This is a genomic window from Sinomicrobium soli (assembly GCF_003285545.1).
Classification (GTDB): domain Bacteria; phylum Bacteroidota; class Bacteroidia; order Flavobacteriales; family Flavobacteriaceae; genus Sinomicrobium.
The window spans coordinates 297,324-323,231 of record NZ_QLNV01000001.1 but is presented as its reverse complement, the minus strand read 5'-3'; the positions used below and the strand labels follow the sequence as shown (position 1 = coordinate 323,231).

The 25,908-nt window shown below is 49.6% G+C and carries 19 protein-coding genes; 13 read left to right on the top strand and 6 right to left on the bottom strand.

Annotated elements, in window-relative coordinates; genetic code table 11:
- Nucleotides 1–2 precede the first annotated feature (2 nt).
- Both DN748_RS01395 and gldJ read right to left on the bottom strand, forming a co-directional pair.
- Nucleotides 3–1,277, bottom strand: a complete 1,275-nt coding sequence (locus tag DN748_RS01395) for a UDP-N-acetylmuramoyl-tripeptide--D-alanyl-D-alanine ligase (RefSeq protein WP_112370096.1) — start codon at nucleotides 1,275–1,277, stop codon at nucleotides 3–5.
- 74 nt (nucleotides 1,278–1,351) lie between these two features.
- Nucleotides 1,352–3,013: a gliding motility lipoprotein GldJ gene (gene gldJ / locus DN748_RS01390; RefSeq protein WP_112369964.1), complete on the bottom strand. Its 1,662-nt coding sequence runs from the start codon at nucleotides 3,011–3,013 to the stop codon at nucleotides 1,352–1,354.
- Nucleotides 3,014–3,359: 346 nt separating this feature from the next.
- Between gldJ and porV the strand changes: the two genes are divergently transcribed.
- The 9 genes from porV (at nucleotide 3,360) to DN748_RS01345 (ending at nucleotide 13,308) form a co-directional block, all read left to right on the top strand.
- Nucleotides 3,360–4,520, top strand: a complete 1,161-nt coding sequence (gene porV / locus DN748_RS01385; RefSeq protein ID WP_112369963.1) for a type IX secretion system outer membrane channel protein PorV — start codon at nucleotides 3,360–3,362, stop codon at nucleotides 4,518–4,520.
- 140 nt (nucleotides 4,521–4,660) lie between these two features.
- Entirely contained in the window at nucleotides 4,661–5,143 is a 483-nt protein-coding gene (cdd, locus tag DN748_RS01380) for a cytidine deaminase (RefSeq protein ID WP_112369962.1), read from the top strand.
- 380 nt (nucleotides 5,144–5,523) lie between these two features.
- The gene (gene pdhA / locus DN748_RS01375) at nucleotides 5,524–6,522 is read left to right on the top strand and encodes a pyruvate dehydrogenase (acetyl-transferring) E1 component subunit alpha (protein ID WP_112369961.1); all 999 of its coding nucleotides are present in this window, start codon (nucleotides 5,524–5,526) and stop codon (nucleotides 6,520–6,522) included.
- Between the two features lie 5 nt (nucleotides 6,523–6,527).
- A complete protein-coding gene (locus tag DN748_RS01370) occupies nucleotides 6,528–8,180 on the top strand; it encodes a pyruvate dehydrogenase complex dihydrolipoamide acetyltransferase (protein ID WP_112369960.1) in 1,653 nt (550 codons plus the stop codon).
- A gap of 182 nt (nucleotides 8,181–8,362) precedes the next feature.
- Nucleotides 8,363–9,325 carry a M20/M25/M40 family metallo-hydrolase gene (locus DN748_RS01365; RefSeq protein ID WP_112369959.1) on the top strand — a complete coding sequence of 321 codons (963 nt, stop codon included), beginning with the start codon at nucleotides 8,363–8,365 and terminating at the stop codon, nucleotides 9,323–9,325.
- A gap of 20 nt (nucleotides 9,326–9,345) precedes the next feature.
- Entirely contained in the window at nucleotides 9,346–10,029 is a 684-nt protein-coding gene (locus DN748_RS01360; RefSeq protein WP_112369958.1) for an SDR family NAD(P)-dependent oxidoreductase, read from the top strand.
- Between the two features lie 73 nt (nucleotides 10,030–10,102).
- Nucleotides 10,103–10,702 (top strand): SprT-like domain-containing protein, encoded by a 600-nt coding sequence (locus DN748_RS01355; RefSeq protein WP_112369957.1) that lies wholly within the window; start codon nucleotides 10,103–10,105, stop codon nucleotides 10,700–10,702.
- Between the two features lie 43 nt (nucleotides 10,703–10,745).
- Nucleotides 10,746–11,831 (top strand): mannose-1-phosphate guanylyltransferase, encoded by a 1,086-nt coding sequence (locus tag DN748_RS01350; protein WP_112369956.1) that lies wholly within the window; start codon nucleotides 10,746–10,748, stop codon nucleotides 11,829–11,831.
- A 7-nt stretch (nucleotides 11,832–11,838) separates the two neighbouring features.
- Entirely contained in the window at nucleotides 11,839–13,308 is a 1,470-nt protein-coding gene (locus DN748_RS01345; RefSeq protein ID WP_112369955.1) for a DUF389 domain-containing protein, read from the top strand.
- Between the two features lie 15 nt (nucleotides 13,309–13,323).
- Here the strand turns inward: DN748_RS01345 and DN748_RS01340 are convergent, their stop codons facing one another.
- Nucleotides 13,324–14,091, bottom strand: coding sequence for an ABC transporter ATP-binding protein (locus tag DN748_RS01340; RefSeq protein ID WP_112369954.1), 768 nt, complete (start codon nucleotides 14,089–14,091; stop codon nucleotides 13,324–13,326).
- Complete coding sequence (locus tag DN748_RS01335; protein ID WP_112369953.1) at nucleotides 14,088–14,828, bottom strand: MlaE family ABC transporter permease; 741 nt, start codon at nucleotides 14,826–14,828, stop codon at nucleotides 14,088–14,090. The genes DN748_RS01340 and DN748_RS01335 overlap by 4 nt, the downstream gene beginning before the upstream one ends.
- Before the next feature lie 315 nt (nucleotides 14,829–15,143).
- Between DN748_RS01335 and pafA the strand changes: the two genes are divergently transcribed.
- Nucleotides 15,144–16,793, top strand: a complete 1,650-nt coding sequence (gene pafA / locus DN748_RS01330; protein WP_112369952.1) for an alkaline phosphatase PafA — start codon at nucleotides 15,144–15,146, stop codon at nucleotides 16,791–16,793.
- 133 nt (nucleotides 16,794–16,926) lie between these two features.
- On the opposite strand, the gene DN748_RS01325 is transcribed toward pafA, so the two are convergent.
- Both DN748_RS01325 and DN748_RS01320 read right to left on the bottom strand, forming a co-directional pair.
- Complete coding sequence (locus tag DN748_RS01325) at nucleotides 16,927–18,840, bottom strand: SusD/RagB family nutrient-binding outer membrane lipoprotein (protein WP_112370095.1); 1,914 nt, start codon at nucleotides 18,838–18,840, stop codon at nucleotides 16,927–16,929.
- 19 nt (nucleotides 18,841–18,859) lie between these two features.
- Nucleotides 18,860–21,979 carry a SusC/RagA family TonB-linked outer membrane protein gene (locus DN748_RS01320; protein ID WP_236636744.1) on the bottom strand — a complete coding sequence of 1,040 codons (3,120 nt, stop codon included), beginning with the start codon at nucleotides 21,977–21,979 and terminating at the stop codon, nucleotides 18,860–18,862.
- A 373-nt stretch (nucleotides 21,980–22,352) separates the two neighbouring features.
- Here DN748_RS01320 and DN748_RS01315 point away from each other — a divergent pair, with 373 nt between their 5' ends.
- The 3 genes from DN748_RS01315 (at nucleotide 22,353) to der (ending at nucleotide 25,841) form a co-directional block, all read left to right on the top strand.
- The gene (locus tag DN748_RS01315; protein ID WP_112369951.1) at nucleotides 22,353–23,144 is read left to right on the top strand and encodes a membrane metalloprotease; all 792 of its coding nucleotides are present in this window, start codon (nucleotides 22,353–22,355) and stop codon (nucleotides 23,142–23,144) included.
- Between the two features lie 444 nt (nucleotides 23,145–23,588).
- Nucleotides 23,589–24,476, top strand: a complete 888-nt coding sequence (gene era / locus DN748_RS01310; RefSeq protein ID WP_112369950.1) for a GTPase Era — start codon at nucleotides 23,589–23,591, stop codon at nucleotides 24,474–24,476.
- Between the two features lie 60 nt (nucleotides 24,477–24,536).
- Nucleotides 24,537–25,841: a ribosome biogenesis GTPase Der gene (gene der, locus DN748_RS01305; RefSeq protein WP_112369949.1), complete on the top strand. Its 1,305-nt coding sequence runs from the start codon at nucleotides 24,537–24,539 to the stop codon at nucleotides 25,839–25,841.
- The last annotated feature ends 67 nt before the right edge of the window (nucleotides 25,842–25,908 follow it).

Sequence of the window (25,908 nt, the reverse complement as noted above, 5' to 3'; positions counted from 1 at the left end):
GCCTAAAGCAACTCCAGCACCCTTTCCAGGGCCATGCCGCGGGAACCCTTGATCAGGAAAGTCTTTCCGGGAATACCCTTTTCGAGGATATGCGACCTCAGGCTTTCGAAATCCCGGAACTGCGGGTGTGCAGATTGCGTACGGGAGAAGTGCTCACCCACGAGAAGGACGCTGTGTCCGGGGAGGCCGGCTACCAGGTCGGCAATATGCTGATGTTCGGCATCGGCCTCCCCGCCCAGTTCGAACATATCGCCCAGGATCATTGTTTTGCCGGGGTAGGGCAGTGCCGTGAAATTCTCTATGGCCAGCTGCATACTGCTGGGATTGGCGTTGTAGGCATCCAGGACAATCTTTTTCCCGTTTTTCTCGACGATCTGTGAGCGGTTGTCGGAGGGGATATAGGAGGCTATGGCTTCCCCGATACTTCCGGCGGGAACGTCAAAATAGGTGCCGATCGTGATGGCCGCCGCGATATTGTTGAAGTTGTAGCGCCCGATAAGCGCCGATGAGATCTCTTCGTCCTTAAACCGGAAGCGGACGAAGGGAGCGGCTTCGAGGAAGGTGACGGCAACATCTGCATTCCCCGTAGTGTCATATCCGAAAGTATGCGGATAATCTTTCAGTTTTTCCGCCTGTATATGGTCTCCGGCATTGTAGAAAACCAGTTTTTCGTGTTGCATCAGGTATTGATACAGTTCGCTTTTACCCCTGATGACGCCTTCGATGCCCCCGAAACCTTCCAGGTGTGCCTTGCCGAAATTGGTAATATACCCGTAATCGGGTTCGGCAATAGTGCACAGGGCGGCTATTTCGCCCAGGTGGTTGGCGCCCATTTCCACGATGCCCATCTCTGTATTTCTGTTCATGGAGAGCAGGGTAAGGGGCACTCCTATGTGATTGTTGAGGTTGCCTTTGGTAGCCACGGTGCGGAATTTCCGGGAGAGCACCGAATATATGAGTTCCTTGGTGGTCGTCTTTCCGTTACTTCCCGTAAGGGCCACTATGGGCAGTGCCAGCTGTTTCCTGTGAAAGCGGGCCAGTTGCTGAAGGGTTTTTAAAACGTCATCGGTCAGTATCGTCTTTTCCCCGGTATGGTAACTGCTTTCGTCTACAACGGCGTAGGAGGCTCCTTGTTCCAGGGCCTGTGCCGCAAAGGCATTGCCGTTGAAACGATCGCCTTTGAGGGCGAAAAAGAGATCTCCTTTTTCAATGTTCCGGGTATCGGTACATACCTTGTTACACGACAGGTAGACCCGGTAGAGTGTTTCGATGTTCATCCGGTAAAAATAACAAAAAGCCCCGACCTGTTTATAGTGCCGGGGCTGCAATTGTGTATTTTTGCGGGAGGTCGTTACCCCCTCGGTCTCTTGCGTTTGTATTTGGATTTTGACCCTACCCTCGACATGGCGCAACGGAACCCGATATAATCGGTAGCCATATACTGGGGGAGGTACCTTCTCTGGGCCGGGTCCAGCCAGTAGGCCCGGTCTCTCCACGAACCGCCCTTGTATACCCGCACATCGTCGCCGATAAGCGTGGTCCTCCGGTTCGATTTGTCGTATTCCAGTATCATGTTGCCCTCCTCGTCTGTCTCGATACTGTGCTGGGGCGAGTTGTACATGTTCCGGGTGTCGTTGGTCACGGCATCATCCTGGTAAAACCGGTCGAAATAACGCGAGGAACTGAAGTCGCCATCGCGGTAATTACGGTTGTCACTACGTGAAAAATTGGGCCGTAAATAGGCGTCTTCCTCACTTATGGGCACCTTGACGACCTCTCCGGGGAGGTTTTTGGCAATGATCTTTCCGTTGGGCAGGGTATCGTATACCACCTGGTCCGGGTCCAGTACGGTTACGGAACCGTCGTCGTTGATGGCGGTCTTGGTGTAGATGTTACCCCGGTAATAATTGAAGTCATTGGCTTCGTCATCCACTATGGGGCGATATACGTCGGCAACCCATTCCGCCACGTTCCCGGCCATGTCATAAAGGCCGAAATCATTGGGAGGGTACGATTTTACCTCGGCAGTGATATCGGCTCCGTCGTCAGACCAGCCGGCAATGCCGCCGTAATCTCCCCGTCCCTGCTTGAAATTGGCAAGCTGATCGCCCCGGGCTGATTTTTTGGTAGACCGGGTGTATTCCCCGTCCCAGGGATATTTCTTTCTTCCCCTGATATTGTTGTATTCCCGTTTTCCGACTATGGCGATGGCAGCGTATTCCCATTCCGCTTCGGTAGGCAGCCGGTACCCGGGAAGGATCACCCCGCTGGTAAGTTTGGCATAGACATTGGTGCTGTCTTCGGCTTTTTTTCTTTTACCCTGTACACTGTCTATTTGTCCGCCGTAAACGGCACTGGGGTTCATCAGGTAGGTCCCGGTACTGAAAATACCGCTCATATCTCCCGCAGCAGCCGTGTTTTTGGTACCGTCGGCAATATATCCTTCCTGTTCCAGGTACATTTCGTTTACCCGGTCGGTCCGCCATTCGCTGAACTGTACGGCCTGAACCCAGTTGACCCCCACTACGGGATAATTGGCATAGGCGGGATGACGGAGGTAGTTATTGGTCATGACCTCGTTATTGCCCAGCCTGTTCCTCCATACCATGGTGTCCGGAAGGGCCCCGGCATATACATTCTCATACATGGGCGTGCCGGGGGGAAATACCCTTTTGAGCCAGTCGAGGTATTCGAGGTACATCAGGTTGGTCACCTCGGTTTCGTCCATATAGAAGGATTGTACATGCTGTTGTGTGGGAGAATTGTTCCAGTCGTGCATCACATCGTCCTGTACCTTGCCCATGGTGAAGGTACCTCCTTCTATAAATACCAGCCCGGGGGCCGTTTGCTGTTCCTTGAAATTGGTATTGTACTGAAAACTTCCTTCACCGTCATTGATCTTCCATCCGGTAGCCCTTGAAGTGTTCTTATAGTCGGATTTTGAGTTTTTACACCCCGTAAGCCCGCCTGTCAGAACCAGTAACAATACCAATAATCTAAAATTAATCTTCATAGAAAAAAGATTTGAGTTGTCTCCAGAAATATGCGTGCAATATAGTAATTAACGATATATTTTTGCTTTTAAGCCGGGTTCTTTTTGTAAACTAACCACAATAAGACACTTGTAATAACGTTTTGCACTCCTTATTATTATGCCCGGACCCAAAATACTTCTGTTCCCTGCAGGATGGAAAAACCGCTTTTATCCGCCCTGTTTTTCCCGGTCAGGTCTTTTTGAAACCGGTCTGTATGCCACAGGGCAGCAGGGAGGCATATGCCGGGCAAAAGATCATTTGGCAGTCTGTTGAGGATAGTTTAAGCGAGTTCATTATATTTGTTGTTAATCTACCGATCTTAACATGAGGAAAACTGCTGTTTTTATTGCGCTTGCCTTTTTTGCAAAACTGGTTCCTTCCGGTGCGCAATCCCGCGATTACCGCCCGATCAATCCTGCCATGCCGTTTCTCCTGGTAGCTTCTGATGCACGGTCGTCGGGAATGGCCGATATCGGGGTGGCGACTGCTCCCGATGTCTATGCACAGCAATGGAATCCGGCCAAATATGTATTTTCGGAACAGGAGTACGGGGTAGGACTTAGTTATACCCCCTATCTTACCCAGCTCGTAGATGATATGGGGTTGCTGAACCTCAATTTTTACAAGCGTGCCAGCCAGCGCAGCGCTTTTGCTTTCAGCCTGCGGTATTACGGGCTGGGAGGGTTTGAGTTCAGGAAAACCGCAATGGACCCGGCCCGGGAGGTGAAACCTAACGAACTGGCCATAGACGGCTCGTATTCCCTGAAATTAAGCGAACAGTTCTCGATGGCTGTGGCGGGGCGCTATCTCCGGTCAGATCTCCGGCTTACCGAAGTGGAAGGGAGTGCCGATGCCAGGGCGGCCAATTCCTTTGCCGTAGATGTGGCAGGATATTACCAGTCGCCGGAACTGGTGTATGAAAATTTTAACGGGAGATGGCGGGGAGGTTTTAATATCTCCAATATCGGCCCCAAGATCAGCTACAGCAACGACAGGACCCAGGAAGAATTCCTGCCGGCAAACCTGAAAGTGGGAGGGAGTTTTGATTTTATTTTTGACCCTGATAACAAGTTGACCGCGGCGGTGGAATTCAACAAGCTGCTGGTGCCCACACCGTCAGATTCCAATGGGGACGGGTGGATCAATATGGAAGACGATTATTACAACAAGGGATTTGTAAGCGGTATCTTCGGTTCGTTCGGCGATGCGCCGGGAGGGTTCGGGGAAGAAATGAAAGAGATTACCTGGGCACTGGGCGGCGAGTACATGTACCGGGATGCCTTTGCCCTGCGCACGGGATATTTCAACGAAAGTAACGATAAGGGAGGGCGTAAGTTTTTCTCCCTGGGGGCCGGTTTTACCTATAATTCGGCTACGATAGACATATCGTACCTGTTTTCCACCTCAAGGATAGAGAACCCTCTCGAAAATACCCTGCGCTTTTCGGTCCGGTTCAATTTCGGTGATGATTTTGCCGAGTTTTAGCCATTGCCGGTTTTTTGGGGAAAAGCAGGGGCGCCGTAACCGGAACCGGAATGGTTTTGTGATGATGGAAATAACGCCTGCCGGATAGTTGAAGGCAGAGGTGAAAAGCAGCATATCGATAGTCTTTGAAATTTTGATCTATGAAAGAAATAGAAATCACTTCCCGTCTTGTAGTGTATGACGGAACGGACGAGCTTCCCGAAACGGTCAGGGAGCTCATGCAGAAGGCCGTAGAGGTACGGAAAAAGGCTTATGCCCCTTACTCCAGATTCAGGGTCGGGGCTGCCCTGTTGCTGGATAACGGCGAAGTGGTGATAGGCAGTAACCAGGAAAATGCATCATACCCATCGGGGCTCTGTGCCGAGAGGGTTGCCGTGTTCCAGGCCGGAGCCAGGTTTCCCGATGCGGCCATACGGATCATCGCCATATCGGCCGCATCAGACCAGCGTACGGTACTTACTCCCGTACCCCCCTGCGGGGCTTGCAGGCAAAGTCTTGCGGAATACGAGGTAAGGCAGGAGTCTCCCGTGGAACTTTACTTTATGGGAGAGACCGGGAAGGTGGTCAAAGCCCCTTCTGTGGGCGACCTGCTGCCCCTCCTTTTCGACAAAGAGAGCCTGTGATCCGGCAGGGAGCCGGAGGGATTTTGAGGTGTATGGCCTTGGCTGCGGACCGAAAAATAGCTGAAGTATAAAGGAAAAGGACGCATAAAAGAACCAAAGGATAAATTCAAAACAGTTTCTAACAAAAAAGCAGAATAAAACTCCGCTTTTCGTTTTTTCCCTTTTACTGAAAATATTACTTTTGTAGCTCGCAATTGGAAAACACCACAAATAACATGATTTTGGGTGCTGCGTCAAATTTAAAGGGTAATTTAGAGTATTCGATGAAAACTGCGCGAGTAGCGGATAGTGTGGAGGCGTACTCCTTTGTCCCGTAGTGCGGAAAGGTGATAAAGCGCACAGGCTTTTTGCGGTGTGTGATCGCTAAAAAAATTAAACACATGAAAAAGATTACAAAAGAGGTGTACCTGAAGTGGTACGAGGACATGTTGTTCTGGAGAAAGTTTGAAGATAAACTGGCTGCGGTGTACATCCAGCAGAAAGTGAGAGGTTTTCTTCACCTGTACAACGGGCAGGAAGCGGTACTGGCCGGGTCCCTGCACGCCATGGATCTTTCCAAAGACAAGATGATCACTGCGTATCGCAATCACGTTCAGCCCATCGGTATGGGAGTTGATCCCCGCAGGGTAATGGCGGAGCTCTACGGAAAGGGTACCGGTACTTCCCAGGGACTGGGGGGTTCCATGCATATTTTTTCGAAAGAGAAAGGATTTTACGGCGGGCATGGTATCGTAGGCGGGCAGATACCTCTTGGAGCCGGACTTGCGTTTGCGGACAAATATTTCAAAAGGGAAGCGGTAACCCTGTGCTATATGGGAGACGGAGCCGTAAGGCAGGGGTCCCTGCACGAAACCTTTAACCTGGCCATGCTGTGGCAGCTTCCGGTAGTATTTATCTGTGAGAATAACGGATACGCCATGGGAACTTCCGTTGCCCGTACGGCACATACCACGGATATCTGGAAACTGGGACTGGGATACGAGATGCCCTGTGGCCCCGTAGACGGTATGAACCCGGTAAAAGTGGCCGAAGCCATGGATGAGGCCATAGAGAGGGCACGAAGCGGCGGAGGGCCTACATTCCTGGAGATGAAAACCTATCGTTACCGCGGGCATTCCATGAGTGATGCCCAGCACTACAGAACCAAGGAAGAAGTAGAGGAATACAAGAAAATAGACCCTATAACCCAGGTGCTGGACGTGATCAGGGAAAAGAAATACGCCAGTGACGAAGAGATCGCGGAAATCGACAAACGGGTAAAAGACAGGGTGAAGGAATGCGAGAAGTTTGCAGAGGAATCACCGTATCCGGATAAGAACGTGATGTATGATGTGGTGTATGCACAGGAAGATTATCCGTTTTTATCTCATAAATTATAATTCTTATGGCTGAAGTAATTAATATGCCGAGATTAAGCGATACCATGGAAGAAGGTGTCGTGGCAAAATGGTTGAAAAAAGTAGGAGATAAAGTAGAAGAAGGCGATATCCTGGCCGAAATAGAGACCGATAAGGCTACCATGGAGTTCGAGTCATTCTATTCCGGTACCCTGTTGCATATAGGGATACAGGAAGGAGACGGTGCCCCGGTAGATACCCTTCTCGCCATTATCGGGGAAGAGGGAGAAGATATCTCAGGCCTGCTGAACGGAGAAAAATCCACCTCCGCAGAGACGCAGGATTCTGCATCTCCACAGGATGATCAGGAGGATACTGCTGCCCAGGCAGATAATAGCGAAGCTGCAGGAGGAGAGATCCCCGAAGGTGTAGAGATAGTGACCATGCCCCGCCTCAGCGATACCATGGAAGAGGGTACCGTAGCCAGCTGGATCAAAAAGCAGGGAGACAAGGTAGAGGAAGGTGATATCCTGGCCGAGATAGAGACCGACAAGGCCACGATGGAGTTCGAGTCGTTCTATTCCGGTACGCTGTTGCACATAGGGATACAGGAAGGCGAATCTGCCCCGGTAGATGCCGTTCTTGCCATTATTGGTCCTGAAGGTACGGATGTGGACGCTGTGCTCGCCGCTGCCTCAGGCGGAGGTGCCAAAAAAGAAAAAACTGCTGAAAAGGAAACAGCAGGGAAATCTCCGGAAAAGGAAGAAGCTAAAGACACTTCCGGAGAAAAATCGCAAAGTACTCTGGACGGAGGACGGATCTTTGCTTCTCCCCTGGCCAAAAAGATGGCGGAAGACAAGGGGATCGACCTTTCCAGGGTAAAAGGAAGCGGAGAGAACGGAAGGATTGTCAAGAAAGATATTGAGGGATATAAGGAGGAAGCTGCTCCGGCTGCTGCCCCGGCCTCCAAAGAACAGGCTGCCCCGGCCCAGGCTATGCCTTTTGTGCCTGCGGGAGAGGAAAGTACCGAGGAGGTGAAGAATTCACAGATGCGGAAAACCATTGCCAAGCGTCTGGGAGAGTCCAAATTCACGGCGCCGCACTATTACCTTACCATAGAAGTGGATATGGACAATGCCATTGCTTCGAGAGGACAGATCAATGCCCTGCCCGACACCAAGGTTTCTTTCAACGATATGGTGGTAAAAGCCTGTGCTATGGCACTTAAAAAACATCCGCAGGTAAATACCTCCTGGAAAGGGGATGTCACGGTTTATAATCACCATGTACACGTTGGTGTGGCGGTAGCGGTAGAAGAAGGGCTGGTGGTTCCCGTACTGCGCTTTACCGACCAGATGACCCTTACACAAATAGGGGGGCAGGTGAAAGAACTTGCCGGAAAGGCCAGGAATAAGAAGCTGACCCCGCAGGAGATGGAAGGGAGCACCTTTACCGTATCCAACCTCGGGATGTTCGGTATCCAGGAATTTACTTCCATTATCAATCAGCCCAACTCAGCAATCCTTTCTGTCGGTGCTATCGTACAGAAGCCCGTTGTTAAGGAGGGCCAGATCGCAGTGGGGAATACGATGAAGATAACACTTGCCTGCGACCACCGCACGGTAGACGGAGCTACGGGAGCACAATTCCTGCAAACCCTGCAGCACTATCTGGAAAACCCGGTAACCATGCTTGCATAGTACGCGGAGATTAACATAAATTAAAGAATCCCGTTTTCCGTTTTTTATCCGGAAACGGGATTTTTTGTATATTTTAGCAGCAGGACGGTAGATAACCGGGGCCGGTGGCAGTTGTTTATGGCAGCCTCAGGTCCTGTAGTCCGGAATTTGATAGAGAATCGGTTTAATTTAAGTTAGTTCGTATGAAAAAAGGTCTGTTTTCCTTAGTATTACTCTGCGGAGCCTGTATGGGGCTCAGTGCACAGCACGCCGTTGCAGAAAAGACAGGTAGTTATACGGTAAACCCGGATGATGTGAGGCAGACCATTGCCTATCTGGCTTCCGATGAACTGGAGGGAAGGGATTCGGGAAGCCCCGGCATTGAAAAGGCAGCCCTGTTTATCGAGGGGATTTTTTCGGAACACGGTATAAAACCCTATTACGCGACCTACCGGGATACACTCGACAATTTTGAGAAGCCTGCCTATAATATTGTGGGATACCTTGAGGGGAACGACCCCGAACTGAAAGAGGAATATATTATCATAGGGGCCCATTACGACCATATCGGGATACTGGAGGAAGGAGAAGGAGACGATTTTATTGCCAACGGGGCCAATGACAATGCTTCGGGTACTACCGGGGTGCTGGAACTGGCCAAATACTTCGGGGAGCACAGAACGAATAAGAGAAGCCTGATGTTTGTGCTGTTCTCTGCCGAAGAGAAGGGGCTGCTCGGGGCACGTCACCTCGCCAGGGAATTGCGAAAAGAGAAATTAAACCTGTATACGGTAGTCAACCTGGAAATGATAGGAGTGCCCATGACAGCGGACTTTACGGCTTATATTACCGGCTATGAGGAGAGCAATATGGCCGGGAAGATCAATGAGTATGCAGGAAAGAACCTGGTGGGCTTTTTAGAAAGAGCAAAGGAGTTTCAGTTGTTTAAAAGGTCGGATAACTATCCGTTCTTCCTGGAATTCAATGTACCCTCACAAACCCTTTGTACTTTTGATTTTACCAATTTTGAACACTATCACAAGGTAGGGGACGAGGCAGACCTGATGGATGCGGACCATATGGCTGCCTTTATCGGTGATATGATCCCGGTCATGGAAAAGATGGCGAATGCACCTACCCGTGAGATCGTTTTTACAGATAAATAGTTTAAATTGAATTTATTCACGTGAAAAATGTCATTATCACCGGAACCAGCAGGGGTATAGGTCTTGAACTGGCCGGGATTTTTGCCGGGGCAGGATATCGTGTACTGGCACTTTCGAGAAATCCCCGGCCGGTTTCTGCCTGGGGCCACCCTAATATTACGGCCTTTGCCTTCGACCTTTCTTCGGAAACCGACCTGCACAAGCTGGAATCCTATGTTGCCGGATCGTGGGACGGACAGGTGGATATACTTGTAAACAATGCCGGAAAGCTGGTCAACAAACCTTTTGCAAAGATCTCCCGTGACGAATTTGAAGCGGTGTACCGGGTCAATGTTTTTGGTGTGGCATCTGTGATCCGCACAGTATTGCCTTTTATGCCTGCTGACGGACATGTAGTGAATATCAGCAGTATGGGGGGCGTACAGGGCAGTGTCAAGTTTCCGGGGCTTGCGGCATACAGTTCGGCCAAGGGGGCAGTGATCTCCCTGACCGAATTGCTGGCCGAAGAATATAAGGAGACGGGGCCTTCCTTTAACGTGCTGGCGCTGGGAGCGGTACAGACCGAGATGCTGGAAGAAGCCTTCCCGGGGTATAAGGCTCCCCTTTCGGCCGCCGAAATGGCAGCGTATATATTTGATTTTGCACTGAAAGGCAATGCGTATTACAACGGCAAACTGTTACAGGTTTCCAGCTCGACGCCTTAGGGAAAGATGATGCCGGAGCGATAGCATTGTTGCAGGGATAATTTAATAGGTATCCGTATTTAAAGACTAACTGTTGGAGGACATTCTCAAAAAATATATTCCCGAACGGGCCGTAACGCCCTGTTTTGAGCTTATAAAACACAACGGGGTGTATCTGAAGATCGTCAATGAAAGGGTTACCAGGCATGGTGATTACCGGCGGCTTCCCGGCGGGATGCACCAGGTCACCGTAAATGCCAGCCTGAACAGGTACCGGTTCCTTATCACCCTGGTACATGAAATAGCCCACCTGGTAGCATTCAGGGAATACGGCAGCGCCATAAAACCTCATGGGAACGAATGGAAACTGGTATTCCGGAAGTTGATGGTGCCGTTCATCAATCCCGCTGTTTTTCCGGAAGATCTGTTGCCGCTGCTGGCCCGGCATTTTCGCAATCCCAGGGCCAGCAGCGATACCGATGCGGTGCTTTCGCTGGCGCTCAAGCGTTACGACCCTGCCAACGATAAAAACTATATATTTGAACTTCCTTACGGGAGCCTGTTCCGTATATATAACGGGCGTATTTTCCGCAAGGGAAACAGGAAAATAAAGCGGTACGAATGTGTGGAGGTAGCATCGGGAAGGGTGTACCTTTTTAACCCGAATGCCGAAGTAGAACTGATCCCGGGCTGACCCTGGGATGGACACGAATCGGAGAATTTAAAATTGACGAATATTGAGTAAGAACTATTACGCCATATTGATGGCCGGAGGAATCGGTTCGCGTTTCTGGCCGGTGAGTACAACGGAATTCCCGAAGCAGTTCCACGACATGCTGGGTACGGGAGAGACATTGATCCAGACCACCTTCAGAAGGCTTAGCCGTATTATTCCCGAAGAAAATATCCTGATCCTTACGAATGAACGGTATAAAGACCTGGTCCTGGAACAGCTGCCCAAAGCCAATCCCGGACAGCTGTTGCTGGAGCCGGCAATGAGAAACACGGCGCCCTGTATCCTTTACGCGTCGATGAAAATACAGAAAGAGAACCCGGAGGCTGTGGTCCTGGTAGCTCCCAGTGACCACTGGATTGAACAGGAGGAGCGTTTTACAGATGATGTGGAGCGGTGTTTCGAAGCCTGCCGGGAAAGGGATATCCTGATGACACTGGGCATCAAGCCCTCTTTTCCCAATACCGGCTATGGCTATATTAAATACGACACGGAAGAACATGGGAATGGCGCAATAAAAAAAGTGCTGGATTTTACGGAGAAGCCTTCTTATGAAGTGGCGAAGAGATTTGTGAAAGAAGGAAATTACCTGTGGAATGCCGGGATATTCGTATGGAGTGTAAACAGCATTTTGCAGGCTTTCCGCGATTTGCAACCGGAGATGTACACCCTGTTTGCCAGGGGGATACCCCGGTACAATACCCTTGCCGAACGAAGGTTTATCAATAAGTACTATCACAAGGCGGAAAATATTTCGATCGATTATGCCATTCTGGAACGATCGCACAACATATATGTGCTTCCTGCCGGTTTCGACTGGAATGACCTCGGTACCTGGGGTTCGCTTTACGATAAACTCCCGAAAGACAATAGCGGAAATGCCGTGATCAATGCGCGTATATTACCCCTTAATGCCCGGAACAACATGATCCGTACAGCCGGGAAAAAGCTGGTTGTAGTGGATGGGCTGGACGATTTTATCATCGTTGAAAAAAAGAAAGTACTGTTAATCTACCCCAAACAAAAGGAACAGGACATCAAGGAGGTCCTGTTACGTGTAAAACAAGAGTTTGGAGAAGAATTAATTTAGGAATCGTATGCAGGAACAAGCAAACCAGTCCGGACAGCCCGAAAATGATAACGGGGCGGCACAGAATAGTACTGATCAGGTAAAAAGGGATTTTTCCGGGCTCCTGGAGAGCCTGAAAACCTTTTTCGCAGAACTTCTCGATATAAGGTCGAATACCGACCAGGACACGACCATTCAGCATATCAAGGATGATATCCCGTTTAAAGGGCACAATTCCTGGATTCTGATATGTTCGATATTCATCGCTTCTGTCGGTCTCAATGCCAATTCGCCGGCCGTGGTTATCGGAGCGATGTTAATTTCTCCCCTTATGGGGCCGATTCTCGGGATGGGAATGTCTATCGCTATCAATGACGTAGATACCTTGCGCAGGTCGGTAAAGAATTTTCTCGTGATGGTAGGGCTCAGTATTCTTACGGCCTTTCTGTTCTTCCGGTTTTTCCCCCTTCGGGACGAATCTTCGGAACTGCTGGCCCGTACGGCACCGGATATACGCGATGTGCTGATCGCATTTTTCGGCGGGCTGGCCCTGGTCATTGCCCGGGCGAAAAAAGGAACCATAGCCAGTGTGATATTCGGGGTGGCGATCGCTACGGCCCTGATGCCCCCGCTGTGTACCGTGGGCTTCGGCCTGGCCATAGGCAACTGGGATTATGCCAGCGGGGCCATGTATCTCTTTCTGATCAATACCATTTTTATTGGGCTTGCTACTTTCCTGGTGCTCAAGATACTGAGGTTCCCGATGGTAAGGTATGTGAATTCGGCACGGAGAAGGATGATATCCAGGATAGCCTCCCTTATTGCCATCATCGTTATGGTGCCGGCCGGATATACTTTTTTTAATGTATGGAAGGAATCGAGGTTCAGGAATGATGCGCGCAAATTCATACACACGGTCGTGGCCCCGTATCAGTTTTCAAAAGGGGGCATGTTCCTGGAAAACCTTTCGGAGATCAATTACGGCAAAGACGGGGATTCCAGTATAGAACTGGTCTTTATGGGCGACGAAGCCATTCCGGAAAATGTGATCAATACCTGGAAGAACCAGAAAGAATCGGAATATCCCGTGCTCAGGGATGCCAAGCTGCGTATAGTGCAGGGGGGACAGAGCGATTCGGAACAGAAATACAACTATGTGCACGAGCTGTACGAATCCAGTAAAAAGGAACTCGTCAATAATGAAACCAAGTTGCGCCTGCTCGAAGAAGAAGTGGAACGCCTGCAAAAACTCACCTATAATGTCGATTTCTCCTCCCTCAGTAAGGAAGCCGGCGTATTGTATGAAGGGGTGGAATCTTTTGGTTTTTCGAACGAAATACGGACGGATTTTTCCAAAACAGATACTATCCCCGCATTTACCGTCAGCTGGAAAGAGAATGTTTCCCAGGCCCAGCGCAAAAAGGAATTCGACAAACTCAAGGAATGGCTGGTACTGAAAACGGGTAACGACAAGCTGGAAGTCAAGGAACTCAATTAGGTTTCCATATCATTACTAATTCCGCTCCTCCAGGTACATCTGCCTTACCTTTTTGAAAAGCTCGGAAGAATAGACAAAACTGGTCACCGCTTCGTTGTCGGTGCGGAATATTTCTTTATTGCTGCCTTCCCAGGCCTTGTAGCCGTCTTTGAGAAATACGATCTTTTCCCCGATCTCCATCACCGAGTTCATGTCGTGGGTATTGATGACGGTTGTGATATCGAATTCCTGTGTGATCTCCTGTACGAGATTGTCGATCACTATGGATGTCTTCGGGTCCAGGCCCGAATTCGGTTCGTCACAGAAGAGGTATTGCGGGTTATTGACTATGGCACGGGCTATGGCTACCCTTTTCTGCATCCCCCCGGAAATTTCGGAGGGGAATTTCTTATGGGCATCGGTGAGGTTTACCCTCTTCAGGACAACATCGACACGGTCCCGCATCCCGCTCATGGAATCATTGGTAAACATCTTCAGCGGGAACATGACATTTTCCTCCACCGTCATCGAATCGAACAGGGCACTGCCCTGGAATACCATTCCCATTTTCTGCCGCAATTCCCTTTGCTGTTCGTCGTCCATTTCCCCGTAAGGAGTACCATTGTATATGATAGTACCCTGTTCGGGGATAAACAGTCCTAACAGGGATTTCAGGAAAACCGTTTTTCCCGAACCGCTCCGCCCGATGATCAGGTTGGTCTTTCCCTTTTCGAATACTGTGGATATCCCTTTGAGTACGGGGGTGCCATCAAAAGATTTATGTAAGTCTTCTACAACGATCATTTGCCCAGTAACATTTGTGTGACGATATAATTGATGATGATGATGACCACGCTGGTCCATACGAACGAGGTGGTGCTGGCCTTGCCTACCTCCAGGGCACCGCCTCTCATGTAAAATCCGTGATAAGACGGAATGGTAGCCAGGATAAAGGCAAAAATAATGGTCTTGGTAAAGGCGTAGAACACGTGAAAAGGCTGGAAGCCTATCTGTAACCCTTCGGTAAATTCGGCGCTGGTGGTGAAACCTCCCAATACGCTACCGGCCCAGCCTCCCAGTATGCCTAAGAACATGGAAATGGATACTGCAAAAGGATAGAACATCATGGCGGCTATTTTTGGGAATATGAGATAGTTCGGGGCATTAACCCCCATAACCTCTAATGCATCTATCTGTTCTGTGACCCTCATGGTTCCAATGCTCGAGGTGATATAAGAACCTACCTTGCCCGCCATGATAATGGAGGTAAATGTAGGGGCAAACTCCAGTATTACCGACTGACGGGTCGCAAACCCGACCAGATTTTTAGGAAGTAAAGGCGAATCCATATTCAAAGCGGTCTGCATGGCTACGACACCGCCGATGAAAAACGATATGAATATCAATATCCCGAGGGAACCGAATACCAGGTCGTCGATCTCTTTCAGGATAAGATTTTTCATGATCGCCCATTTGGTAGGCTTGCTGAATACCTCCCTGATCATTAAAAAATACTTGCCTATGGCTTCGATATACTTCATGAGGGTAAAGATAGTAACTATGCCAAAAAAAATAACATTTGGAGGTCTTAATTCAATACTTTACCCGATAAACCGGGACAAGGCATGACGAGGCAGCCCTTCAGCCCCGGAAAACCCGCGGATTTCACACTGTGGTAAACGGATAATCATTATCACACTCCCTCATCGGCACATTATCACATTATCACATTGGCAAATTATCACATTGACACATTATCACATTCCCTCATCATCACAGTATATCGTTAAATATCGGGTAATAAATGGCATATTGATCAGAACTTTTTACTTTTACTCATCTAAAATCTATACGTTATGAGAAAAATTACTACTGCGGTATTATGTGTACTGTCAGTAATCGGTTCGAAAGCACAGTCTGACCAGGCCCCCTTTTCCAGGCCCAGGCTTGTGGTGGGCATCGTGGTGGACCAGATGCGCTACGACTACATTACCAGGTTTTGGGACAGGTATGGTGATGGAGGTTTTAAGAGAATGGTGAATGAAGGGTTTAACTGCAGGAACAATCATTATCCTTATGCCCCTACAAAAACGGGACCGGGCCATGCTTCGGTGTATACGGGAAGTACCCCGGGAGTGCACGGTATTATCAGTAATGACTGGTATGACAAGGAGCAGGATAAGATGGTGTACTGTGCAGGCGACGAGAGCCAGGAGCCCGTAGGAACGGATTCCGATGCCGGGAGAATGTCTCCGCACCGGCTCAAGACCACTACGGTGACCGATCAGCTGAGGCTGGCCACGGCATTGCGGGGAAAGGTTGTCGGGGTATCCCTGAAAGACCGGGGTTCCATACTTCCTGCCGGTCATATGGCCAATGCGGCATACTGGTTTGTAGGCGGGGATGAAGGACGTTGGGTAACCAGCTCCTATTATATGGACGAATTGCCGGAATGGGTGAGCAGGTTCAACAGTTCAGGCAAGGCCAAAAGTTATATTAAAACATGGGAGCCCCTGTACGATATTGATTCTTATGTGGAAAGCGGTACTGATGACAATCCTTATGAAGGGCCTTTCAAGGGAGAAAAATCCCCGGTTTTTCCCCATGACCTCAAAAAGCTGATGAAGAATAACGGAGGATATGAGATCCTCAAAAGTGTCCCTTTCGGAAACAGCCTTACCCTGGATTTTGCCCTTGAGTCCATAGATGGGGAAGACCTGGGGCAGGACGATATTACCGATTTCCTGGCGGTCAGTTTCTCGGCTACGGATTATGTAGGGCACCGTTTCGGGGTCAACTCCAAGGAAATACAGGATACTTACCTGCGGCTCGACAAGGACCTGGAAAGGTTGCTGGATGCGCTGGACAAAAAGGTAGGAAAAGGAGAATATACCGTATTCCTGACAGCCGATCACGCTGCGGTACAGGTGCCTTCTTACCTGCAGTCTCTCGGTGTTCCGGCAGGGTATTTCAGCCAGCTGGATTTTACCGTACACATGAAAAAATTCACTAAGGAAAAATACGGGGTAGACGACCTGATCGCCAATATATCGAACGACCAGATATTTATCAACCATAAAGTAGCCAAAGAACACGACCTGAGCATCAGGAAGATTCAGCAGGACCTGGTTGAAGAAGCCATGCAATACAAGGATATAGAACGGGCTTACCCGGCCTATGCCTTTACGGAAGGGGAGTTTACGGAAAGGTTTTCTGCCCTGCTGCAAAGGGGATATAACCAGAAACGTTCGGGAGATGTGCTTCTGGTGCTTGCCCCTGCAGTAGTATCTTACCCCAAAACCGGCTCAACCCACGGTTCTCCCTATAATTACGATACACATACACCCCTGCTTTTTTACGGTAAGGGAATACAGGAAGGGAAAAGTACCGTAAAGGAAACCCATATCAACGATGCGGCTCCCACCATATCGGCACTGCTTGGAATAGCTTTCCCGAGCGGGGCTACCGGGACCCCGGTATACCAGGCGCTGGAGACAGACGAATAACGGCGTGTACCTGCAAAGCAAAAACGGCTGCCTTGAACAGGTGGCCGTTTTTGTTTGTATCATAAACAAAAAGAGCCTCCCGAAGTTGCCGGGAGGCTCTTTTGTAGCGCTGTATTTCAACAGCTCCTGAAGATTAATGCATGGCCCACCATAAGGGGGTGAACACATTGTCTTCACCCTCCAGGAGGTTTACGGCCTGCTGGTATCCCTGGGGCACATTGTTCCTGAGGTTTGAAGGGTATCTCAGGCGCTGGGGAAAAAAGTTGACCTGGTTGGTCGTGTAATTTCCGCCATTCAGCTGAGGCATGGTGTTTATAGGATTTTCAATGGCCGGGTTTTCAAAGAACGGCAATCCCAGCCTTCTGTGGTCATTCCAGGTTTCCAGGGGCAGCCACGGGCTTTGCGCAATAAATTTCTGGGTGATCACCTTGGTTAAAAGGTCATTTTTTATACCTCCGCCCTGGTAAATGGTGTTTTCCGGGTATGCAAGACTGGTAGTGCCGGGAGTATTGGTATAGCCATCTGTATAGTCCATCGAAACCGTAGCAGGCGGCTCTGCCGTATGGTCCCAGCTTACCGATGTTCCGGCCCTGTTGTAGTCCTGGGAGCTGAGATATGCGGCGAGGTGTTCGGTTACTTCCCAGTATTCAAAGCTTTCACCGATACCTTGTTCATAGGCGTCGCGCCCTGACATCGGGACATTCCACCCCCTTACGGCTGCTTCCGAGATAAGGAAGTAGGTTTCCCAGGAAGCAAAGAATATACGCTTTTCCGAACTGTTCCTGAATTTGTTGGCCAGACGCGGTGTGGTTCCTCCCCAGCTATAGACCTGGTTGCTGGAGCCCTTGCTCCCCCAGCTTCCTATGGAAGGGGCATTCCAGGTATAGGCGGCTTCGATCTCTTCGACGACATCTCCAGCATTATCCACAAGATTTCTTACCGTGATGCCCGTCCAGTCAAGATCATAAGTAGGATACCTGTTCATTTGAGGATTGTCAAAATCCCCCGGGATAATATAAGACTTATACGCCCTGGGGTCTATCGATTCGTGTAAGCCGTCGAACCAGTAACCGGCAGAAGGGTCGTTGGTCATGGAGGTAAAGTGGTCTTCAAATTTAAGCCCCAGGTAATTGGCAGGTTTGATGTGGCTGTGAAGAGCTGCATCCAGCTGGTCGGCCGAATTGATCCCGCCGAGATTGATTATCAGGTTGTTGAGTGTCGGTGATAGGAACTGGTCATTCCACTCCCTTGTCATTACTCCGGCAAGGTCGTTCCAGCCATCTACCTCCTGTACCTGGAAGTTATCGTCCAGGGTTGCGATAAAATTACTTCCGGAAACGGCATCTTCAAACTCCTGCTGGGCTTTTGAAGGGTCTACTTCCGAGAGTCTCATGGCCAGTCTCATTCGCATGGAGTTTGCGTATTTTCTCCATTTGGAAAGATCATAGCGATAAGCCGGGTCAAAATCCTTGACACCTTCGGGAAAAGTGATGGACTCATCGATGGCAGCTTCGGCTTCCTTTAATTCGGCAAGCATATAATCGTATACTTCCTCCACACTGTTAAAGTCCGGGTTTACCCCCTGGTAGCCGTTAACCGGCATGGGACCGAAGTTATCGGCCATTTCGCTCATCAAGTAAACCCTCCAGATCCTGGCTACCTGTTTCAGGTTGTCTACATAAACCTCGACATTCTCGGTCTCGAGTTTTTCATCAGCCACTTGTACGGCCGTATTGGCATGGTTTAGCCACCCAGATAAGGCATTGAAGTAATCGTTAGACCAGTCGTCATTATAGCTGCCGACAGGTAATGTATTTGACCTGTCCATCCGCCCGGCGGCTTTCCAGTACAACACGAATGCCCTTTCACCTATGTGAGGATCCTGCTGTGCCCCGGTAATGGCATTGTTGATAAAATACTCTACCTGTACCTGTTCGGTATTGGCGGCTATGGGGTCTATATTGATCTCGTCGAAATCGGAACAGGAAAACATCAATGCCGTTGCCCCTAACAGGAATCCTGCCCTTTTTATCATATTATTTTTCATGTCTGTCATCATTTGAGTTTTAGAAGCTAAGCGATAGGTTTACAAAAAAGGTACGCGATGTTGGCGCTGTAAGGTTTTCAAAACCGACCGCGTTGGTACCGGTTGCAAATACCGATTCGGGGTCAATACCTTCCAGGTGACTTTTTATCATCCATACGTTATTGCAGGAAATCCCGACCTGGGCTCTCTGTATGGACATGGTGCTGAGCCATTCGGAAGGCAGGTTGTAATTCAGGCTGACATTTCTCAGGCGGATATTGGTGGCATCGTATATATTGGCTTCCGTAATCCCCAGGTTACCGGACCTTTCCGTGATACCACGCCAAAACAATTGCGGGGATACTGCCGCGGAGTTCTGAGCATATCCCCCGCTGCCATCGGCTACAACACCGTCAAAAACAATATCTTCCCTGGCCCCGTTCACTACGGTGGCAGCACCTGTCCCCGCATTCTGAATGGCCCTGTTTGTCCCGGAGTAGATCTCTCCCCCGAAACGCGCATCTACCAGGAAGCTCAGGGAGAGGTCTTTATACCTGAACGTATTGGATATCCCCAGAAGGGCGTCGGCTTGCTGATTTCCCAGTCTTACACTTTCATCCGAGGCTAAGGGAATACCCTGCTCGTCGACTACTATTTTTCCGAAATGGGGGCTTGATTCATCCTGTACCCGTTGGTACCGGGTTCCCCAGATCTCGCCGTACGGCTGCCCGGAGACAGCGAGGATGGCTACATTGTCAAAACCTCCCAGGCGATATTGGGATACCTCTTCGGTCAGGCTGTTTACCGTATTGTCGTTGGTAGAATAATTGATATTCATGTCCCAGTTAAAACCATCGGGATTATCGAGTATCCTGGCATTGACCATCACCTCGATCCCCTTGTTCTCGATATCACCGGCATTCACCATATAATTTTCATAACCGCTCAACGGGTTCAGGGGTAAGGCAATGAGCTGATTGGTGGCATTCGATTTATACCAGGAGAAGTCTATTCCGATACGGTTGTTCAGCAGCCTGAGATCAAAACCGGCTTCCCACGATTTGATAAGTTCATTTTTCACTGTTGGGTCAAATAAAGTGGTGTTTCTGCCGGCAACGGTATTCCCGTTAGGGTCGGTCCCTATACTGTAAAAGTTATATAACTGATATGGCCCCATATCATTTCCGACCTGGGCATAAGAGCCTCGTACCTTAAAGAAACTAAACCATTCGGGCAGGTCGCCCCCACCCTGGAGGATCATGTCAGATACAACCAGTGACGTACTTACCGAGGGGTAAAAATAAGACCTGTTGTCTTTGTGCAGTGTGGACGACCAGTCGTTTCTTGCGGTAAAGTCGATAAACGCATAACCGTCGTAATTGACCTGGAACGTACCGTATACGGAATTGATCTTTTTCTCCGTAAAGGTTTGGTTTACGGTAGGCCGGTCTACGCCGTTATTCAGCGAGAACAGGTCGGGAACCCTCAATTCTCCTGAATTGGCACTTAACCCGCTGCGTTCCTGTCTCATTAAATTACCACCTACGGTAACGGCCCCGCCGAGTTTGCCAATGATATCGTCTTTGGCGGCACTGACCAGCACACTGTAGTTGCTCTCTATAAATGTGTTTTTCCCCAGGCTGTAATTTGTGGGTATTGGGCTTCCTGCGTACACCTTTCTCTCGGTATTGGTGGTGTACAGGTCTGCTCCAGCCCTGACCTCGGCATTCAGCCAGTCGGTAAAACTGTATTTGACCGCCCCGTTCAGCAGGAAACGGTCTCTCAGGTCCTGATTCAGGTTGTATTTGGCCGCCCAGTACGGGTTTACCGAATTTCCGGGCTGATACCAGACCATGTTCCCGTCTTCGTCTTTACGGCCTTCGAAGTCCCTGATATCCAGGGAACTCGGAAGGGTGTACATGGTGGAAAAGGCATTGGAATCGTTCACTCCGTTAAAGGGCCTGTTTTTTACGTCAGACCTTATATACTGCACCTTGGCATCGGTAGACCACTTGTTGTCTTTACCAAAGTAAGACACTGCCCTGGTGAGCAGGTTCAAACGTTTTAACGAAGATCCGGGTATCTGGCTCTTGTCATCCAGGTAGGAAACCGAAGAATAAAGAGAGGTGCCGTCACTGATCTGTTGCTGGAAAGACAGGTTGTGCTTTACATTGATCCCGGTACGGAAATAATTGTCCAGGTTGTTATAGGCGCGGAGTGGCGCTTCCTCTCCGTTCCATTTCGTTACGGTCTGGCCTCCTATTTCCGGCCCCCAGCTTGCACCGTCTACCTGGTTATAGATACCGTCTTCTCCCTGTCCGAATTTATTTTGAAGTTCGGGAGAGATAAAAATGCTTTCGAAACCGGTGGTTATGGAGTAGGTGATCCCCAGGCCGTCCTGGCGCCTACCTGTCTTGGTAGTGATAAGAATAACCCCGTTACCGGCACGTGATCCATACAGCGCTGCGGCCGAAGCCCCTTTCAGAACAGACATGCTTTCTATGTTTTCGGGATTTATATCCCCGATACCGCTTCCCATATCCGGGTCCGGGTTCCAGAAATCATTGTTCTCCGCGCCGGCAAAGTTATCCATCGGAACCCCGTCTACTACGATCAGGGGCTGGTTGTCGCCCGTCAGGGAGTTGTTCCCCCTGAGTACGATCTTTGATGAACTTGCCGGGCCGCTGCTTCCCCTTACGATCTGCACACCGGCAACCTTACCTGTAAGTGTATTGGCAAGATTGTTTTCCCTCGCCTCGACAAGATCTGTCCCTTTTACCTCCTGGAGCGAATATCCCAGAGACTTGGTCTCTCTTCTGATCCCCAGTGCGGTAACTACCACGCCTTCCAGTTCCTGGGTGTCGGAAGCAAGGGTGATATCTATTTTATCCCTGCCGCTTACCGGCACTTCCTTCGAAATATATCCCATACTCGAAAAAACCAGGATATCCCCGTCGGAAGCCCGCAGGGAATACAATCCGTTGAAATCGGTAGAGGCTCCGGAAGAAGTTCCCCTGACCACTACATTCACCCCGGGAAGGGGCATTCCGTCTTCGGCGTCAGTGACTACGCCGGTAATTGTCCGCTCCTGGGCCAGCAAGAACTGGCCGCATAAAAGAAGGGCAGTCATCACGAAAGTCAATTGTTTTTTACACATCATAATTTTCAGTTAGTTTTGAGAATTCACCCTGTATAAAAAGCGGGCATTTCGATTTTGGCCCTGATTTTTAATAGGGAGCATAAATCTTGTACTAAAAAGAAACATGAAGAAATTTTTTCGACCAATAACAATTCTGAAAAGCTGAAGGTTTTGTTAAAGAGCTGTTAACAAAGTGTTATATTTTTTTGGCCCTGTACAATAAAATTAATTGCGGTAAAATAACTTGCCGGAAATTGTATGTAACCTCCGGATGTATATAAGGATATTCGGGCAGGAGAGTGTTGGTGTTGCGGAGTGTGTTTTCTCAGGATTGTATGTTTAACAATTCTTTTGCATCTTTACAGAATGTTAGTATTTCAATCTTAAGACGACGGTGAAGAGATTTCTATATATTTTCCTGTTAGCGGGATTTGTCCTGGGAGGTGTGACAGGGTGCACTTCTGATGATGATCCCGGAAAATTCGAACCCACCGGGGGAGATATAAAACTGAACAGACAGGGTACCGGCGAAGCGGCAGCCGACCTGCTTTCTTCCGAAAAGTATAAGCGTGTCATACTGGAACTGTTTTATGTGGAGGGCCATGAACCCACCCCGGAAGCGGTGAATAGCCTGAAGGATTTTCTCGCCGAAAGGTTGTATAAACCGGAAGGGATATTGGTGGAAGAACACTGGATCACTCCGCCGGAAGGTGAAGACTACAGCCTGGAAGCGGTCTACGAGCTGGAAAAGAAATACCGTACCCGGTACAGTGATGAGGCTTCGGGAGATATCAGTGTCTTTGTGTTTTTTGCAGACCGGGATTCGGACAAGAATGAAGATAATAAGGTCGTGCTGGGAACGGCTTACCTGAATACGTCCTGCGTGATCTTTACGGAAACGATAAGGAGGTTGACCTCAAATCGTGCCGCGTTGGGGAGGGTAATGGTCGAAAGTACGGTGATGCGACATGAATTCGGGCACCTGATGGGACTGGTCAACCTGGGGTCCGACATGCAACACGATCACCTGGATGAGAATAACGGGCATCACTGTACCGACAGGAATTGCCTGATGTACTACCAGGTAGAGTCGGGCTGGAGTCTTTCCGGGTCCATGCCCGGAGGGATTATCCCCTCGCTGTGCGCCGATTGTCTCGCCGATCTCCGGGCCAACGGGGGGAAATAGTGACCTCGCGGTGGTTGCAGGGGTATAGTTCTTAGTTGTTTAGAATGTCATTCAGAACGCAGTGAAGAATCTCCGGGCTTTCGGTGCTGTTGTTGAATTTCCTTTGGGCTGGGATGGAGATTCTTCCCTCCGCTGCGCTCCGCTCTGAATGACAGGGTTGTTCATTCCGACGATAGAGCCTGTCCCGGCCTTTTCGGTCGGGGAGGAATCTCTTTTGAGCCGTTATGCTGTTGAGGTTCCTCGATCAGGAGCCGGTGCAGGCACTTCGGTCCGGATGACAACTTCCGACTTCCGACCATTTCATCATTTACAAACTAACGATAGCCTGAGCAGATTGAAACCCATAACTCTAAAAATAATGGCCTCCCGAATTTTTATAATGTATTCAGCGGTTTTTGCGCTGTTAATGAGTACTTTTGCAGGCAAAACAGATAAAGCATAAGGATGTCCGTACACAAGGCCGGTTTTGTAAATATCATAGGGAACCCCAATGTGGGAAAGTCTACCCTGATGAATGCCCTTATCGGGGAGAAGTTGTCCATTATAACCTCCAAGGCACAGACTACCCGGCACCGGATTTTCGGTATTGTAAGCGGTGATGATTTCCAGGTGGTGTTTTCCGACACCCCCGGGATCATAAAACCGGCGTACAGGTTGCAGGAATCCATGATGGATTTTGTACGGTCTGCCCTGGATGATGCCGATGTGCTGGTCTATATGGTGGAGATAGGGGAGAAGCAGCTGAAAGACGAGCACTTTTTTAACAAGCTGCGCCATACGGACATCCCGGTATTGTTATTGCTCAACAAGATAGACACGTCTGCCCAGGACGAACTGGAAACACAGGTAACCTACTGGAAAGAACAACTCCCCGATGCGGAGATCTACCCGATCTCTGCGCTGCAGAATTTTAATGTACGGGAAGTATTTGCCCGTATCCTCGAACTGTTGCCGGAATCCCCGGCCTTTTATCCCAAGGATATGATCACGGATAAACCGGAGCGTTTCTTTGTCAATGAGGCCGTACGCGAAAAAATACTGCTCTTTTACAAGAAGGAGATCCCCTATTCGGTGGAAGTGGAGACGGAGGAATTCCTGGAGGAAGACGATATTATCCGTATCCGTGCCGTGATTATGGTAGAACGCGATTCCCAGAAAGGGATCATTATCGGGCACAGGGGGAGCGCGCTGAAAAGGGTGGGCATAGCTGCCCGGAAAGACCTGGAATCCTTTTTTGGCAAGCAGGTACATCTCGAGCTTTTCGTAAAGGTGAATAAGGACTGGAGGAGCAGTGAGCGGCAGCTTCGCAGGTTCGGATACGACCACAAGTAGGATTTTTTTACCCGGTATACAGGTTTCTGTATTACCTTTGCCACCGATAAAACTTTTCACATGAGTAATATAGTAGCTATCGTAGGGAGGCCGAATGTAGGCAAGTCTACCCTGTTCAACCGTCTTATCCAGCGCAGGGAAGCCATAGTGGATGCGGTGAGCGGGGTGACCAGGGATAGGCATTACGGCAGGACCGACTGGAACGGAAAGGAGTTTTCCCTGATAGATACGGGAGGTTACGTGATGGGAAGTGACGATATTTTTGAGCAGGAGATCGACAAGCAGGTGGAACTGGCTATCGATGAAGCTGATGTCGTGATCTTCGTGGTTGATGTCGAAACCGGGATCACCGGAATGGACGAAGATGTGGCCCGTTTGCTGCGACAGACGGAAAAACCCGTGCTGCTGGCGGTAAACAAGGTGGATAACGCTATGAGGGAGGCTGATGCGGTGGAGTTCTACGGACTGGGACTGGGCGATTACCACACCATCTCGGGGATCAACGGGAGCGGCACGGGAGATCTTCTCGATGCCCTGGTGGAACTGTTGCCCGAAAAGGAAGCGGAAGAAGAAAATGAACTGCCGAGATTTGCCGTAGTGGGGCGGCCCAATGCGGGAAAATCCTCCTTTATCAATGCACTTATCGGTGAAGACCGCTATATCGTAACCGATATTGCCGGAACCACCCGCGACAGTAACGATACGAGGTATAACCGTTTCGGGTTTGAGTTCAACCTGGTGGATACCGCCGGTATACGGAGGAAGGCCAGGGTGAAGGAAGACCTGGAATTCTATTCGGTGATGCGTTCCGTACGCGCCATCGAACACAGCGATGTCTGCCTGCTGTTGGTAGACGCCACCCGGGGCTTCGAGGGGCAGGACCAGAGCATATTCTGGCTGGCCCAGCGCAACCGAAAGGGTATCGTTATCCTGGTGAACAAATGGGACCTGGTAGCGAAGGATACCCATACCACCAAAGCTTTTGAACAGAAGATACGAAAGGTGATAGAGCCTTTTACCGATGTTCCCATCCTGTTTATTTCGGCCCTGACCAAACAGCGTATCTTCAAGGCTATGGAAACGGCGGTCGAAGTATATAAGAATCGCAGCAAAAGGGTGAGTACGAGTAAGCTCAACGAGGTGATGCTGCCCATTATCGAAAAAACACCGCCACCTTCGAACAAAGGTAAGTATATCAAGGTAAAGTTCTGTACGCAATTGCCTACGCCCGTGCCGCAGTTTGTCTTTTTTGCCAATCTGCCGCAGTATATCAAGGACCCCTACCGCCGTTTTGTGGAAAACAAGCTTCGGGAGCACTTCGGGTTTCACGGGGTGCCTATAGAGGTTTATTTCCGGAAGAAATAAGGGAGATATCCTTTCCTGCCCCCTCCGGGATCTGCGGACGGGGATGTATAAAACTTATTCCCGGCCT